This is a genomic window from Enterococcus gallinarum, from assembly GCF_021496385.1.
Taxonomy (GTDB): domain Bacteria; phylum Bacillota; class Bacilli; order Lactobacillales; family Enterococcaceae; genus Enterococcus_D; species Enterococcus_D gallinarum.
In genome coordinates, this window is sequence record NZ_CP050816.1 from 2739902 (window position 1) to 2756877 (window position 16976).

At 39.0% G+C, this 16976-nt stretch carries 13 protein-coding genes, 1 pseudogene and 1 riboswitch; of the genes and pseudogenes, 4 read left to right on the top strand and 10 right to left on the bottom strand.

What is annotated here, in order from left to right; genetic code table 11:
- Nucleotides 1–33 precede the first annotated feature (33 nt).
- The 6 genes and pseudogenes from HED61_RS13435 to HED61_RS13460 form a co-directional block, all read right to left on the bottom strand.
- Nucleotides 34–306 (bottom strand): GNAT family N-acetyltransferase, encoded by a 273-nt coding sequence (locus tag HED61_RS13435; RefSeq protein ID WP_003126008.1) that lies wholly within the window; start codon nucleotides 304–306, stop codon nucleotides 34–36.
- A pseudogene (locus tag HED61_RS13440) lies at nucleotides 306–533 on the bottom strand ((4Fe-4S)-binding protein). Before HED61_RS13440 ends, HED61_RS13435 begins: the two are co-directional and overlap by 1 nt.
- A gap of 355 nt (nucleotides 534–888) precedes the next feature.
- On the bottom strand, nucleotides 889–3078 hold the full coding sequence (locus tag HED61_RS13445; RefSeq protein WP_219644939.1) for an alpha-galactosidase: 2190 nt from the start codon (nucleotides 3076–3078) through the stop codon (nucleotides 889–891).
- A 25-nt stretch (nucleotides 3079–3103) separates the two neighbouring features.
- Complete coding sequence (locus tag HED61_RS13450) at nucleotides 3104–3925, bottom strand: carbohydrate ABC transporter permease (protein ID WP_138372152.1); 822 nt, start codon at nucleotides 3923–3925, stop codon at nucleotides 3104–3106.
- Nucleotides 3922–4797, bottom strand: a complete 876-nt coding sequence (locus tag HED61_RS13455; RefSeq protein ID WP_021150076.1) for a carbohydrate ABC transporter permease — start codon at nucleotides 4795–4797, stop codon at nucleotides 3922–3924. The genes HED61_RS13450 and HED61_RS13455 overlap by 4 nt, the downstream gene beginning before the upstream one ends.
- Before the next feature lie 154 nt (nucleotides 4798–4951).
- The gene (locus tag HED61_RS13460; protein ID WP_219644938.1) at nucleotides 4952–6238 is read right to left on the bottom strand and encodes an ABC transporter substrate-binding protein; all 1287 of its coding nucleotides are present in this window, start codon (nucleotides 6236–6238) and stop codon (nucleotides 4952–4954) included.
- A 168-nt stretch (nucleotides 6239–6406) separates the two neighbouring features.
- Here HED61_RS13460 and HED61_RS13465 point away from each other — a divergent pair, with 168 nt between their 5' ends.
- Together HED61_RS13465 and HED61_RS13470 are read left to right on the top strand one after the other, a co-directional pair.
- Nucleotides 6407–7924, top strand: a complete 1518-nt coding sequence (locus HED61_RS13465) for a response regulator transcription factor (protein WP_219644937.1) — start codon at nucleotides 6407–6409, stop codon at nucleotides 7922–7924.
- On the top strand, nucleotides 7921–9606 hold the full coding sequence (locus HED61_RS13470; protein WP_171917403.1) for a cache domain-containing sensor histidine kinase: 1686 nt from the start codon (nucleotides 7921–7923) through the stop codon (nucleotides 9604–9606). The genes HED61_RS13465 and HED61_RS13470 overlap by 4 nt, the downstream gene beginning before the upstream one ends.
- A gap of 250 nt (nucleotides 9607–9856) precedes the next feature.
- On the opposite strand, the gene HED61_RS13475 is transcribed toward HED61_RS13470, so the two are convergent.
- Entirely contained in the window at nucleotides 9857–10903 is a 1047-nt protein-coding gene (locus HED61_RS13475) for a hypothetical protein (protein WP_138372157.1), read from the bottom strand.
- Nucleotides 10904–11680: 777 nt separating this feature from the next.
- Here HED61_RS13475 and HED61_RS13480 point away from each other — a divergent pair.
- Nucleotides 11681–13162, top strand: coding sequence for a helix-turn-helix domain-containing protein (locus HED61_RS13480; RefSeq protein ID WP_228073953.1), 1482 nt, complete (start codon nucleotides 11681–11683; stop codon nucleotides 13160–13162).
- 457 nt (nucleotides 13163–13619) lie between these two features.
- Nucleotides 13620–14507: an Rgg/GadR/MutR family transcriptional regulator gene (locus tag HED61_RS13485; protein WP_103299493.1), complete on the top strand. Its 888-nt coding sequence runs from the start codon at nucleotides 13620–13622 to the stop codon at nucleotides 14505–14507.
- A 106-nt stretch (nucleotides 14508–14613) separates the two neighbouring features.
- On the opposite strand, the gene HED61_RS13490 is transcribed toward HED61_RS13485, so the two are convergent.
- The 3 genes from HED61_RS13490 to HED61_RS13500 form a co-directional block, all read right to left on the bottom strand.
- A complete protein-coding gene (locus tag HED61_RS13490) occupies nucleotides 14614–15798 on the bottom strand; it encodes a glycoside hydrolase family 3 N-terminal domain-containing protein (RefSeq protein WP_103299491.1) in 1185 nt (394 codons plus the stop codon).
- A gap of 152 nt (nucleotides 15799–15950) precedes the next feature.
- Nucleotides 15951–16481, bottom strand: a complete 531-nt coding sequence (locus HED61_RS13495; protein WP_029486579.1) for a folate family ECF transporter S component — start codon at nucleotides 16479–16481, stop codon at nucleotides 15951–15953.
- A 26-nt stretch (nucleotides 16482–16507) separates the two neighbouring features.
- Nucleotides 16508–16606: riboswitch (THF riboswitch) on the bottom strand.
- A gap of 182 nt (nucleotides 16607–16788) precedes the next feature.
- The gene (locus HED61_RS13500; protein ID WP_003125992.1) at nucleotides 16789–16971 is read right to left on the bottom strand and encodes a hypothetical protein; all 183 of its coding nucleotides are present in this window, start codon (nucleotides 16969–16971) and stop codon (nucleotides 16789–16791) included.
- Nucleotides 16972–16976: the final 5 nt, after the last annotated feature.

A 16976-nucleotide genomic window follows, 5' to 3' on the forward strand; every position in this document is an offset into this window, starting at 1 on the left:
AAGAACCACTTCTTTTTTTAAAATTGAGAATTGTTATTTACTCCAAACATCGCTATATTCCGGTTTACGTTCAAACTCTTTTTTTGCAAATGGACAGAGTGGAATGATTGTTTTCTTTTCCGCACGCGCTTTTTCTACCCCTTTTGCCACTAACTTTTCTGCCAGTCCTTGACCACGATAGGCTGGATCGACAAAAGTATGATCAATGATCATTCGTTTTGTTCCTGCATTCGACCAAGTCATTTCGCCGATCTCTTTCTCGCCGTCTAATAAGGCAAAACGATTTTTTTCTTCCTTGATTTCCATTAGTTTTCTCCCCTTTGAATAAATTTTAATGCGCCGCTTGGACAAGATTGATTCACTTGAGCAACTTGTTCTTTTTGAGCATTATCGGGAATGACCCACGGTCGACGTCCTACCTCAAAAACAGTTGGATTACCTCAAACACACTTCCCACTGTGAATACAAATGTCTTTGTGAGAATAAACATCGAATGCTGAGCCATGATATTTGCGATACCCATCAGCAAGCAACTGTTCCTCTGCGTGTTCTTTTAAGTGCTCTGTCGTTGTTTTCCCTCCGTCACTGCTTGACTTTTATTGACCCCCTTCATCATAAGCTAAATCAACAAAAAAATAAAACAATCGCCATTTATACGTAAAAGATTTAGCAGAAAAAACAACTCTACTAGAAAAAACTGCAACATAAGCACTTCAACAAACAAACGATCCGAAGACACATCGAATCCTCTCTACAATCCGATCCTCGTCCCTAGTCACAGAGAGAAGAATTCTTTCTCAAGTCCAGTTTGGATCATTTCGTCTGCTTTTGCTTCTGTTACAGCTCTATTCGTTTGATTTCATTTGATAGTGATTACTGAAAAGAACCTTAGTCATTGTTGATCGCTGTTAGATGAACCATTTGTGTTGCATAGTCGCCGGATAAAGCAGGATCAATATAGAAACCGATCTGCATCAATTCATCGCCGCCGATTTTATATCCCCCCATTTGATACACTGTATCTGCCGCTAATCCCGCCAATTTGAGAGTGATTAGCGGTGCAGATGCTTCGGCTAATACACGGAAATAGAAAACAATCGCTTCTTGTTTATCTTCAGAAACGTACATCCACGCAGTATCATTTCCTGCAAAAGGACTCAACAAGCGAATAAACGTGCCATATTGGAAGAGTTGTCGATGTTTTTTATAAAAGGCAACTTGCTCTTTGATGGCTGCTTTTTCTTCATCGGTCACTGTCGTCAAATCCAGCTCATAGCCCAAGACACCAGACATTGCAACGTTTCCGCGGATCGCTAAGTCAGTGATCCGCTGTGTTTGATGGTTAGGCACTGCTGAAACATGCGAACCCATGCTAGAAGCCGGGTATGACAGGCTGGTTCCATATTGGATTTTCAAACGGGCTATCGCATCGGTATTATCACTCGTCCATATCTGCGGCATGTAATACAAGAAACCTGCATCAAAACGACCGCCCCCGCCAGAACATCCTTCAAACAAAATAGTGGGATGAGCAGCTGTCAATCGTTCTAAAAAGTCATACAGACCTAAAATATAGCGAAGGAACACCTCCCCTTGCTGGGTAGGATCTAACAACAATGAATAGACATCCGTCATGTTGCGATTCATGTCCCACTTAATATAATCAATGGGTACTTCGTTAAATAGAAGGGCTAACTGATCAAAAATATGTTTCCGAACATCTTCTCTAGAAAAGTCCAATACAAACTGACTGCGACTTAATGCGGGAGAACGTCCAGGTACTTTTAAGGCCCACTCGGGGTGCTGACGATACAACTCGCTCGCTTCTGAGATCATTTCCGGCTCTAACCAGAGACCGAATTTCAAGCCCTTCTGATGGACTTTTTCCGCAAACCCTCGCAGACCAGAAGCTAACTTTCCTTCATTCTCATACCAGTCACCCAGAGAAGTCAAATCATTTTCTCGTGCACCAAACCAACCGTCATCCAAAACAAACAATTCAATTCCCAATGCCTTCGCTTCATCGACGATCTGCTCCAGTTTTTCTTCATCGAAATCAAAATAAGTGGCTTCCCAGTTATTGATCAACGTCGGACGTTCAGTCAGCTGATACTGTCCACGAATAAGATGACTATTATAAAAGCGATGATAGGTTTGTGACATTTGGTTGAGCCCTTGATTACTATAAACTGTAACCACTTCTGGTGATTGGAAGCTTTCCTGAGGTGGTACTGTCCAGGCAAATCGATAACTATTGATGCCCATGATGAGCCGCGTTTGATCATAAGGATCTTTTTCGATAATCGTTTCGTGATTGCCGCTATACAGTAAACTAACGCCATAACATTCTCCCGAGAATTCTGTTGTAGCGGGATCTGCCAAAATAACAAAAGGATTCTGTTGATGGCTGCTGGAACCTCGCTTGCTGTCCAATTTCTTGATACCTGTCTGAACTGGTTCTCGACTGATTTGCCGTTCTTTCGCCCATGCACCATTCAATTGGATCAAATCAAGCGGTCGGTTGGGAAAATCCAGTGATTGACTGGCTAGTTGATGGATAACGATTGGTTCAAGACCGTCATTTTTTAAGGCACTTGAACGAATGATTGCTGATGTATCAGTAAAAATACTATAGTTCAAAACCAATTCAAGCGCGGCAACTTCATCTCGCAATATGATTTGCAACGTTTCGATTTCTTGCGGAGCACCGTGAGTTTGAGGCAACCCCGCAAGTGCTGGTTTGCCTTGACTGATTTCATGGCTTTGATAGATAAAATGCGCAACATGACTGCCATTTGGCAGTTGGATATCATATGCCGCTTCACGATAATCACCGAACCCATTCCCAGGAAATTCCATCATCAGCGTATCCAGCGAGAATAAGCGATCCTTGCTGCCTGCTGGATTCGGCGAAAAAGAACGATCTAATCGCGGGTAACGATAATGGCCAGAATAATGGGTAATTTTCTTTCCAAAGTAGATATGCGCTAAATTTCCACCTTCTTCGATCTGCATCACATAACTGATTTTGTTGTTGCTTAAATGAAAAATTTGGTTTTTTTTATCAAAATGGATCATTTCATTTCCTCGTTTTCTCTTTTCTTTACTTCACAGAACCTAACATGCCTTGTACGAATTGTTTTTGTAATACGAAAAAGATAATCGCTGTTGGCAAAGTGGCGATCACGATCCCGCACATCATCATGCCGTAATCCGGTGTATAGGAAGCCCCCATCGCAGATAAAACCAACGGAACTGTCCGTTTATCTGGTGATTGCAAGGCAACTAATGGCCACAAGTAGTTGTTCCAGCTATTCATAAAGGTAATGATCGCTGCTGCTGCATAAGTATTTTTAGCAGTAGGCATATAGACTCGGAAGAAAATACTTAACTCATTTAGCCCATCAATGCGGGCTGCTTCTACTAATTCTTTAGGGAAAGCTTTGATATTTTGGCGGAAAAAGAAAATCAGGAACGCTGTACAAACAGAAGGTAAAATGACCACTGCAAAAGTATTGATTCCGATTGGGGTTCCGCTAAGCTGACTAAACATGCGGTATAACGGAATCATCAAAGCCGCAAAAGGAACCATCATCGATAAGAGTAAAATATTGAAAATGCGATCTTTTGTTTTGGTTCGATAGATCTCAAACCCATAGCCCGCCATGGAAGAAAACAGCAACGCGAAGACGGTCGTAATGACCGCAATCACTGCAGAGTTGCCCAAAGCACGAGTAAAGTTCAGTTCAGAAGCAAATAAATTTTGGAAATTGATCACTAGCTGATCACCGATCATGATTTTTCCTGCCACAATGTCAAAGGTTTGATTGGTCATTCCCAATACCATCCAGACAAATGGAAAGACGGAAATAAAGGCCAAAAGACCTAAGAAAAGATACTTTAAGCTTAAAGAGAGTGTTTTCAATTTTCTTTCCCTCCTAATTTTGTTTGGATGACGGATAAGACCACAATAGCGATCACGATCACAAAGGATACTGCCGCCGCATAGCCAAAGTTCGGGGTGAATTTATAACTTAAATTATAAATGTACTGCGAGAGCGTGGTGGTTGCATTGGCAGGTCCCCCACCTGTAATATTTTGTACTTCGTCAAATAATTGCAATGTTCCGATCGTTGAAGTAATTGTCGTGAATAAAATGATTGGCCGCAAATTAGGAATAGTTATCTTGAAAAGTTGATCCCATTTAGTCGCACCATCAATTTCAGCAGCTTCATAGATGCTAGGATCAATGTTTTGCATACCAGAAATAAAGAAAATCATATTATAGCCTGTCCAGCGCCAAGTAATGGCAAAAATAATCAAGACTTTTGCCCAGAAAGGATCCGTTAGCCATTGAATCGGCACCTCAATCAAATGAATTTGCATTAAAAAATTATTGACTAACCCATTCGCTGAGAATAAACTTTTCATGATCAACGAGTAAGAGACCAATGAAGTGATACAAGGTAAAAACAAGGCCGTTCGGAAAAGACCTTTGAATTTTAATTTTTTGTCATTTAGTATGTTCGAGACGATCAATGCCAAAAACAGCATGATCGGTACTTGGATTAATAAGTATAAAAATGTATTACCAAAAGCTTTCTTAAAGGTTGAGTCACTCAGCATCCGCTGATAGTTTCCCAAACCGTTGAATGACATCGTTGTCGGCGGTCCCGACTGGAAAGACGTAAAAAGAGCTGAAATCATAGGAACAAATACTAATAGTGTAATCAAGATCACAGGCAAAGAAATAAACGCGTTTCCATTCGCAAACCAATTTTTCGATTTATTTTTCATGGTGATTCCTCCTTCAAACGACACTATGGCACCAATCTAATGACTATACGAACGATTGCTGCTTAACAATCTCCTCTAATGGGAAATTATTGGTACCAGCAGCTATCGTTCGTATCTGATTTGTTGATTATGAAACCATAGCTAAATGATTTGCTTAGTTTGCGATTTGTGCTTCTACTTGTGTTTGTGCATCTTCTAGTACTTTATCGATATCTTCCCCATTGATTACTCGCTGCAAGCTTTCTGTCAATACAGATTCGATCGCATAAGTATGATTGCCGTAGTTGACGGCCGGGATCTCTTGTGACCATTGAGAGAAGTCTTGGAAAACTTTTTGTCCTCCATAAAAATCAAGTCCTGAAGTATATTCTTTTGTCTCTTCGGCAGCATTCATCGTTGAAACCAGCCCAATTTCAGTTGCCAATGTTCCCATCAATTCTTTATTTGAAGCAAACGTTTTCGCTAAAAAGTCTTTCGCATTCTCTTCACCAGCTACGCCTTTAATGACATACCATCCTGCTCCGCCAATACTTGATGCGTTCACTGAATTGCCACCAGCTAGTGCCGGAATCGGTGCAATCGCCCATTTGCCGCTTTGATCTTCAGCCCCTTGAATCGTACTAGAATACCAAGCGCCTGTTGGTGCTGCAGCAACATTTCCGGATTGGACTGCATTGACGCCGCCATCCCAATCAGAGACTTGTTCAACTAATCCTTCATTCAGTAGTGTCGCCAATACATTCAAGCCGGCTTTGAATGATTCGTTGTCTTTAATCGTTACTGTGGTGCCGTCTTCACCGGTATACCATTCACCAGCTGACTGCATGATGATCCGTGCCAATCCCAAATCGCTTGGATCTAGAGACATCATGGCATGTCCCGTTTTCTCCTTGACATCTTTGGCAATTTGAATAAAGTCATCCCAGGTAATATCTTGGAGATCAGCAGCTTCATATCCTGCATCTGCTAAATAATCTGTACGATAAAACAGCCCTGCTACCCCACTATCAAAAGGTACACCGTAGATCACATCATTGATTTTGTTGACGGCGAATTTGTAGCTGGAAAAGTCATCTTCATTGACAATATCAGTTAAGTCGCTGAAAGCATCCGGATAGGAAGATAAATAGCCTTGAATACGATAGTCTTCGATCAAAACGATATTTGGCAAGCCATCCGTATTGCCTGATGCTAGACTAGTGTTCAACTTTTGAACGATGTCATCCTGTGACATGGTCACTACTTCCACATCAACATCCTTGTTTTCGTAAACCTTTTTCGCTTCATTGACAGCTTTGATATTGAAAGTCTCATCCCAAGCCCAAACTGTAACCTTATCAGAAGAACCTCCAGTGTCACCAGTACTTTCGTTGTTGCTGCCACAAGCTGTCAATGTCAATACAGTAGCGGCAGTCACAAGTGATGCAAGCAATTTTTTCATTTTTCTCCCTCTTTCCTTTTAATTACATTTTTACTATACACTGGAGTTGTAAACGGATACAATACGCGTGGAAGAGCTTACTAAAATAGTCCAAAAATAGAAAATTTTTACCAATACCTTTCTTTTATGAAAGCGTTTATACTAGAATAAAGAAATAGGGGGGATACCATGCATCATTTACATACAGTCTTGCTTGTGGATGACGAGACCACTATTCGTGATGGTTTAAAACATATGATTCGTTGGGAGCAAGAAGGTTTTCGCTTGCTAGGAGATGCAGCAAACGGACAGGAGGCTCTAACCCTGATCCAGCAATTACAGCCAGAGATCGTGATCACAGATTTAAAAATGCCGCAAATGGACGGCATCCAATTAACAACCATCATTCAACAACAATACCCATCTATCCATTTTCTGGTATTGAGCAGTTATGATGATTTTCACTATGTCAGTCAGTCTTTTAAGAACGGTGCCATTGATTACTTGCTAAAGCCAACATTGACGCCTGCTTTGTTGCTGAAAGCCCTAAACACCATCCGCGAAAAAATATCTGATACCCGCCAAATAACCGCTGAGGTCCCATTACAAGAATCTTTGAATCGCTATCTGGCTGGGTATGAAGAACCACTTACTCCTTTTGCTGACTATCTTGAAATAGCTATGAAACAGCAACTATGTTTTCTTTATACGAATGTCAGTTATTTTCGTTCTACTGAACAGCTTTTTCATGCATTGACAGAATTTTCGCAATCGAATTCTCGCTTGAAAACATTGGCGTTCAAGACCAGTAATAATGATGCGGGACTATTGATCAGTTACGCAGAAGAAAGTGATTTTTTTGCTTCTTTGAAAAATTGTTTGGACCAGTTGAACTATACCGAACCGAATGCCTTTTTTACCCTTGGATGCCCGTTTGAATCGATTGAAGACTTGCGTTCGGCTTTTCTGACTCTAAAAGATAAAAGTCGTGAACAATCTTTTTTTTATAAGCAGCAGCGGCTTGTCTTGGAACAAGAGCTTTTTTTGTATATGGAAAGTGATCGTTTTGATACAAAAAAATTTTTACGGGCATTATTAGACAATAATTTTTTATTGGGGATTACACGTATCGAAGACTATTTCAATGAGATGATTCTATCAAATGTCGATCCTAACTTTCTGAAGCAGCAGGCCAGCAGTATTTTTTATACGCTGTTGTCCCGTTTAGAAGAAGAATTTCCAACAGCTTCCCGCTTTAGTCGCTTGCGAGCGGAATTTCTCCATGAGATCGGTCATATCTTGTATTTAGAAGATTTTTCCGATTTGTTATTGTCAACGATCGATGAGATACGTCTGCAATTGACGACTCTTTCCCCTATGGATGAAGATGACTTACTGGTCTCGATCCAGCGCTTCATTCAAGACAATTATATGAAGAGCCTCTCACTATCTGAGTTGGCAGAAACGTTCCACTTTAGTTATACCTACTTGTCAGCTTTCCTTTCTTCAAAATTAAAAATGAGTTTCTCTGATTATCTAAAAAATACACGTCTAGAAAAAGCCAAAGAGTTGCTGACCCAATCTGAGTTGAATTTGTCAGAAATCAGTGAAGCAGTTGGTTATTCCGATATCAGCTATTTTTCTCGAATCTTTAAAAAAGAATTTCAAGTCACTCCTTCTAAGTATCGGCGGTTGAACCAATTATGAGAATCCAACAGTGGCTCAAAAAAAATGAATTGTTCAGCCGAATCTTTTTGTTTGTTGTGGTAGGAGTAATCAGTGTTTGTTTACTGACAGTGATCGTTATCTATGGACGGTCCAAAGATGCTTATGTGGCTTCGTATCAGAGCTCGAACCGCTTGCTTTTGGATAAGATCCAGGAAGATTATGAGCGCTTGAATGAGAATATCAATCGTATTTTTGATGTCGTCGATGAGAGCAAAGCCGTAGAAAATTATTTAAAAGGACAGCTAAATCAGGGAAGAACGATTTTAGAACTCAATGAACAGTTGAAAGATACTCGCTCGCTTTTTCAAACGATTCCTTCCAACTTGGTATTGATTGGAACGAACGGACGATCATTCTTTCAAAATGATGCTGTCCGAAACCAGTCGGTTGAAACTTTTTTGGCAAGTGAATTTACGCAGCAAATCAATGAAAATGAGGCTATTAGTCAATACTATTTTCTGGAACAAGGGTTGAGCACTTCTACGAGCCATTCACCAGGACTGATGTACGTGCGGAAATTAATGAAAGACGATGCTTTATTCGGTTACGCATTGATTTTTTTGAAAGAATCTGATTTTTCTTCTATTTATCGGCAGTTGTTAGACACAACATTGCATACCATCTACGTGGTCAATGATCAAGGACAGATCTTGTCCTCTTCTGAAGAACAAAAACTAGGAACAGCTTTTGATCCAGCAATGATCGAAGTGAAAAATGATTCTGTTAATCAAATGCCTCTTTATTCTTATCAATTCACATTTTATGATCTCCTAGATGAATCTCATTTAGTACGCAATATGAATTTGATCAAACCAGCCGTACTGATCGCTTTTCTTAGTATTTTGCTTTTTAGTCTGTTCGCTTTCTGGATCATTCGAACAATCACACAACCTATCTATCAATTGATCGACAAGCTGCCGGCAGTCACACAAGGTGATTTCAGCAATAAAGTCTCAATCAATGGCACGTATGAAACGCAAGAACTAGGTCGCGCCTATAATTTGATGCTGGAGGATTTAGAATCCTATGTCGACCATTTGATGATCACCGAAGCGGAAAAACGCAAATTTGAGATCCGTTCCTTACAGATGCAGATCCAACCCCATTTTGTTTATAATACACTAACAGCAATCAAATTTTTGATTTGGCAAAATGAACAAGAGAAAGCAACTCAAGCCATCGATAGTTTCGTTCAATTGCTTCGCCATACATTCAACCGCAAAGAGATCGTTCCATTAAAGGATGAACTAGCCATCGTAGAAGAATATCTGATCCTGATGAACGTTCGCTATGGTGACCGGATTCAATCAACCATCTTCTCCGCAGAAGAATGTGAAAATTGTTTGGTTCCTAAAATGATCTTGCAGCCAATCATCGAAAACGCTTATCTGCATGCGTTTCCTGAAGAAGAAAAAGGCTATATTCAAATCTTTTCTCGCATCAGTAAATCAGGGCTAATCATCGAAATCATTGATACAGGTATCGGCTTTGATGAAGCATCCTCGTTGAATAAGAATCAGTCGATCGAACATTATTCTGGTATCGGATTGGAGAATATCGATCAAAGAATCAAGTTACTCTACGGGGAAAAATATGGCTTGACCGTTGTCTCTCGCGTCAATGAAGGAACTACTGTACGCCTATTACTACCAAACCAGTAAGCAGTATAACTATTGAAAGAACATAAAAAATCCAACCATTAGGACTCCGGCTATTTTTCTCAACTTTTAGAAAAACAGCTTCTTCAGAGGGCTTATGGTTGGATATATTTTGATAGTAATCGTTTAAGTTTTCACCATTGGAGGCAATGACTTGTTGATACAAAAACCAACCATCAATGATCCGTCTCCCATGGAGATACTGCATTGATGATTGGTCACTCACTACTATTTTCGTGTTTGTCTTTTTCCTTTAGATCCGATTTTCATGATCGGCAGTTTTGACTAAGTTCGCTCCGACCATGCCGCCGATCGATGTTAGAGCTAGTCCTAAGACCATTGCTACAAAGCCCCAAATTGATGCTTTAGCAGTTGCATCACTTACTTCATCAGCTTTTTTACGCGCATCTTTGACTGCTTGATCGATATCTTGTTTTGCTTGTTCAAGATTTTGTTGTGCTGTTTCAATTTGCTGTTGTGCTTCGTCAGAAGCTTTTTGCAACCCATTGACAATATTTTGGGTAGCTTCTTGTGCTTCTTGTTGATTTAGATCGGTATTTTTTGCTACCGCATTTGAAATGGCATCTTCATCAACGGAATCGCTGATTTTCGTTGCCCGATCTTGTAATTTTGTTGAAAGATCATCGATGATTTCGTCTGCTTTATTTGGATCCGTAGCGATTTTCTTACCTGCATCGGTAATATCACTCGTTGCATCAGAAACTTGATCTTGCAAATAGTTTGGCTGCAATTCAGGAACGTCAGTGTCTTTTAATACGTCGCGGACGTCCGTTTGCAATTGATCTGTATCAATATCTCCCATGTTTCCTGTAATTTCATCAAAGGCTTTTGATGCGACATCTGCTGTTCCCGATGCGACATTCTCTACGCCACTTCCGACAGCTGAAGCGATATTGCCCAATAGTGAACCAACTACAGAAAAAGCCCCAATCGTTAAATATGATAACATAACGATCGTAACGATCATACTGGTTGCCCAAGTAAGAAATCCATGTACCAAACCAACGCGTCTAGCTGCTACACCAGAAACAAATCCTGCGCCGAATAATGAAAGAATCAGTGTCACAACAGTCCAAATCATCAAGCCTGTTCCCACACCATCCAGCGGGTTGTTTGAAGTAGGTTCTACCATTCCAAAGCCGATCGCTGAGCCGATTAATGAAAATGTCATGAATAATGCAATAAACGTCACGACTCCTGCGAAAATTGAGCCCCAGGATAAGTTATAACCGGCCTCCCGCTCATTTGCTCCTAAATAATCTCTAAATCCGTGTTTCATTTTACGTCCTCCTTTTTTTCCTCTAAAACCAGTCTAACAACCCTACGTTTTTTTATCAATCAAGACGACTTATCCCTCGCCCAGAAGTAAAAATACATTTGTTTTTCTATTCATCAGCACTAGCTTTTCAACTTATATTTATTAGGTTTTGTCACCATTTCTTGAAAGATAATAAAAATAATCGTTTTTGAAGAAACCTACGCCATTCTCAATTGTCTCCTAACCATTCTCACTCCTAAATGGACAACAATTTTTTCAGATTATTTCCATGTAAACAAAAAAGCACAACTAACATCTCTCTTGTTCGCTAAGAATAATCGTCAAAAAGCTTTTGTACCGCCTTTTTCTAAGTTCAGCATGTAGGATTTCCTAAGGATCAGCATCGTCTATTTACTGAAATCACATGGATAAAAATAAGTACACGTACTTGTCACTGTTTTTTAACTTGTAGGAACAGGTATTATGTGTTATTTTAAAAACAAAAAATCTTCTTATATCGTTCGTTTATTAATTACGTACATATATTTAAAGACCGAATAATTATTCTATAGTGATTCTTTTATTCTAAAAAAACGCATAAAAAAAAGAGAAAATCTGCTATTTTTGAATAGCAATTTTCTTCACATAAAATCCAATAATAATTTTACACCGAGATTATTTAATTACACAACACGACAAAAGAAGAACTTTTTTAATCAAAAATTGGCATCTCAAACTTACATTTTTGATTCATTATTAAATAATATTTATGATAATATTTTTAAAAGGAGGATGATTATGTTTGAAGATCTGTTACTCACCAATCATGCAAAGAAAAAATTAGCAATTTTGACTTATTTAAATGAGAATACCAATCAACCAATCAATATCAGTAAAATCGCCGAGCATCTGGGCTTGTCTTATCACGGGATAGCACCACTCATAGAGGAAATGCAACAAGAGTTTTCAGCGCTTTATCAAGTTTCGTTATGTGAAAAAGGTTTCAAGGTTCGTTCATTAGAAGAACCACTTTCCTATTCACTTTATCAGAAGTATTTGATTCAGGAAAGCCTTGCTTTCCAACTTCTACTTACATCGATCATGAACCCGGAAATGACCATCAATGATTTTTCAACTGTTCATTTTGTCAGTCATTCAACGATCACCCGGGCACTTAAACCACTGAAGACTTATTTATTGGGAAAAGAAATCCATTTGAATGTTTCTCAGTTGAAACTGACTGGAAATGAAATCAATATCCGTTCATTTTACGTTCAAATTTTAACTTATCTAGAGAACTCACCATTAGAAGCGGATTACTTAACGGACTTCAGTGATCAAACGGTTTTGATCAACGAATTAGCATTACAAAAGTTTTCTCCTGTTAACCAACGACTGATCTTAGTCATTTTATTTGTATCCAAACTTCGATTCGAACAAGGCTATTTGCTTAACCCAATCAATGGTTTTGAAAAATTATTTTCAAAGATGAACCATCCTCTAGAAAATTATTTTACGGCATTTATGACTGACGAAAAGCAAGTAACTTATCAGATCAATTATGTCAAAGGAATGCTGTTCTTTCTAGTCCGTTTCGCTGAGCCAACACCAGAAAGAGCTGCTCTACTTTGTGATTTCTATGAACAGATCAAAGAAGATGATCCTATTTTTCATGAGTTTATGGCTGATTTTAGTCACGTATTATTACCAGAAATCGTTGGGATCCCTTTTGATGAAGAAGTATTTTCTGAAATTCAAAAAGATAGCTTCATTATTCTGTATATTTTTTATGCAAACAATGGCCTATTGATTGATTTTTGGTCTCAAAATGAGTTGAATCTATCCTTTCAAAAGAAAGGATTTACAAATCTACAGAAAAAGATTCGTCCATTTTTGACAAAATACACTCGACGTGTTGGTTATGAATGGCTCAAAAAAGCCAAATCGCTAGTCCTAGACTATCTGACTTTTTTCATATATCCGTTTTATCAACAGCATCATTTACAAAAATTACAGGTGGGAATCATTCCTTCATTGAATTTATCAGCCATTCAGCAAATCAGTTTTTTATTGGATCAAATTCAATTTGTGGACTATGATATCGTAAGAAACCACGAAAAAGACTTTGACTATTACATCGTTCCAGCAAATAGATTGTTGCCAGCAATTGAGTATCCTGCTTATGTCATGGAAGAAACTGAGACTCTAAAAGAGTTGTCGCCATTATTTGACGCTTTATGGGAGGAATATCTGACAATCAACGACTTTTCGATAAACTAAAAAACCAGTGGCTTCCTTTTTGGAATGCCACTGGTTTTCTGTCTATCATTCTTGATTTAAACATAGGAAAAAGCAGAAATCGCTGTTTTCCTGCTTTTTCCTACTTCAAGTTCCTGTTTCCTCCTAAGATCGACAGCCTGGAATGCCTGCTAAGCAGGACTTTGGGGAGAGGTCAACGACCTTGGAGGAGCAAATAGTAAATTATTACTAGAAACCACCTATTTTTGCGTTACTGAAATCTGATGTTGATCAGATTTACTGAACGAACTTTTAGCGTAAGAAAGAAAAAATGTTGATCATATTTTCAACAACTTCCCATGGAAACCCAAATAATTGAAACATTTTCTTTTCCTCCTTTAATTGACTTTCCTTCAGTTTAATTGGAAAATAGTACTATAGTTGATTTGGACTATTTTTTCGTCCACCTATTTTCTAGGTGCATTTAGGAGGTGCTTTTTTGGAAGCCAATCTATTACTGAAAAAGTTACGTACTGAACGTAATCTTTCCCAAAGAAAGTTAGCAGCCGATATATCTGAGCGGAGCACGTTAGCTACTTTTGAACAAAAAGGTCATCGAATTGCTTTTGATATTCTTTACAAATACCTTGATCGCTTGAATGTGACTCTCGAAGAATTTGAGTATCATTTGACAAACAATCAATTAAATGAAAAGAAGCAACTCTCGAAACAATTTCACAATGCTTATTACCAACATGATTATGATCAGCTAGCAATCTTGATTGACGAGTCAAAAACAACCTACCAAGAAACACAAGACTTTTTCTACTATCTTCTTTATAGCCAGTACTATTTGATCCTAAAGAAAAAGGGTTTTCTACATACCATCGATGAAACAGAAAAAATCGAGGCAGCGATAAAGAGCTACCTCGACAAAATAGAAACCTGGGGAAAATTTGAGATTACCATATTTGCAAATCTAATGTTTCTTTTCACGGACGAATATATTTTGTTTCAAATCGAGCAACTAAACAAGCAGGAATTTTATAATAATTTGCTTAGTCTCAATTATCATATTTATTCTAAGTTGTTGACTAACGCTGCCTTTCTTTTCATTGACCGCAATCAGATCGATCATCTTAAACAAATTTTGTTTTATATGACCAAAAATATTCCATTGGATAACGACCGGATTCGATTGATGATCCGCTATTTCGAAGGGATCATCGCGATCTTCCATGGTGAAATCGAAACTGGAAAACAAACAATCACGAAAGCAATTGAGATCCTACACTTTTTAGGTCAATCTGCCTACGCTGCTGAACTATCAGAATTAGCAACCAACGTCCTTTTGACAGTGGCACCATCTGAAGAACCTTTTTTATAATGTTGCTGCCGGAAAAATCTGTATAGGATAAAAAAAAACGATCTGAAAGTCTTCTTTCTGCGCCAATACTTGTTAGCAGAAAAGAGTGTCTTTCAGATCGTTTTCTTTAATTGATTAACCCAATGGAAGCTTTCCATTCAAGCACTCGTTTGACGGAAGCATCGATGGCTGCTTCCGGATAATTACCACTTCTGACAGCATCCACAATCACTGGGATCTGTTGCTGATAGGTAGATGACATCACTAAATCGTTCCCTGCTTCTAATGCTCTCAGCCCTGCTTCTGATTGAGAAATAAAGTCAGCTAGACCCGCCATATCCATGTCATCCGTCATGATTACTCCTTTGAACCCCAGCTGCTTCCTCAATAATTCATGGACAGGCTTCGAGATAGAGGCTGGTGCGCTGTCATCAATACTTGTGACAATATTATGTGAGACTAAAATACTGTCAGCTCCTGCTTTGATCCCGGCTTCAAAAGGTAAGAAATCATTCGTTTCCAACTCTTCTAACGGACGATCATCGGTAACGATCTCTACATGTGAATCACGGTTATTGCCGTAACCCGGAAAATGCTTCAATGTCGAACCAATCCGATTCTCTTTTAAAACGGCAATGTTTCTACGAACAAATTCACTGGTTCCTGCTGCATCTAAACCTATGGTCCGATCATAGATAAATGAATTAGGGTCAGTGGATACATCGGCGACCGGAAACAGACCGGTAGAAATGCCATATTCGTGGAAAATAGCTGCCTTTTGAGCAGTATCTTCTTCAATTGCTTGCCAGCCCCCTTGTTGGTAAAGTTGCTGAGGGGATAAAAATGGTGTTTGTACCAATGCAGGGTTGCGACTGATTCGAGTGACAGTTCCCCCTTCTTCGTCCATTCCGATCAGCAAAGGTATGGAACTGGCTTGCTGATAATCAGCAATCTTTTGCTTCAACGTCTCAGCTGTCTCATTCTCCGTATCACGTCCGAATAAGACATAGCCGCCTAAATGATAGGTTTGTATATCTTCAACTTGATTGATTTCAGGCACTCGTACAAAAAATAGTTGCCCAACTTTTTCTTCTAGACTCATTTGGTCAATCCGCTTATCAATCGTCGTTTCCTCCTCAGTTGATTGTTCGGGAATACTCGACTCGGTACTTAGAGAACTTGTTGACGTTGTTTGTGAAGCGTTTGTCGGTTCTTCCCCATTTGACTGTTGGTCCATCAGCCACTTCATTCCTCCTATAATGAGCAACAGAAGCAAAATAAAGCCACCCATAAGGATTCCTTTTTTATTCATAAATTCCTCCAGTTCATAAATTCCTCGTCTTATTTTACATCAGCCTATTTTAGCATGCCTTTTAAGGTAAAAAAAGCGAACACGACACACTCAAGTGTACTGTTCGCTTTAATGGATGTTTGTTTTTTATTCTTTTTTTGTTGCTAAAATGATTAGGTAAAACGCCGAGTCAAGCGTTTATAAGGCACTGCGCGCCCAACAAAGTAGATCAAAACTGTCTGAATAGGAAACATGATAACAGCTTTCATCAATCGAGCCGACCAAATTGCCCAGCTTGTTAATGGAATATTCAGCATCATTGCCAACCAGATCGGTGTCAAAATCAATGTGATCAGAAGGGTATTCAGCAAGACCACTGTTGCTGCCCGTTTCCAAGTTACTTCCTTTCTATAAAAAAAGTAACCGTAGATCAACCCACCTACGAATGCATTGATCGTAAATCCGAAGAAATAAGCGGATTTAGGGAATAAAATCATTCCTGCTATATCAGCGACCGAAGCCCCTACAGCAGTCCAGAATGGCCCAAAAAGCATCCCCATAATCAACTCAGGAACAAAAGTGAAGGTGAGTTTCAAATAGGCTGTTTCAAACCCCAAGATTTGCGACAAGACCACCATCAGGGCAATCAAAAGCCCCATGACCGCGATCATGTGTGCGTCGACTTTTCTTTTCATAACGAGCATCTCCTTTTAGAGCTGCTACAAATTCATGCAGCGAATGCGAAAATAAAACCGCGAACGAATCGTTCTTCGTCCAAAAGGCAACATCCCATCCTTTCGGCACTTAACGCTTTATTTCCTACTCTGATTTATTTAGGTATCTCTACCCAGACAAACTATAGCACAGATTCTAGTGGTCTTCAATTTTAGTCCCTTTAATGACAGCTGTTTTTTAAGAATCGTTCGTTTTTTTGCCGTATCTTGGGCAAAAATTAAGGCAGAGCAGTAATGGAACCCAATACCACTGCTCTGCCACTTTGATTAACGTTGATCAGCCAATGATATTATCGTTGATCAACACACGCTTGATGTTTTTCAATTCGTGAGCAATCTCAACTTGCTCGATCGTCAAACGTTGATTTACTTCTTCCATCGAATGGATTTCTTTGTTCAATTCATTGACATTGTTTACCAAATTTTTCAGTGCTTCTAAAATCAATTGATTGCTGTCCATTATTC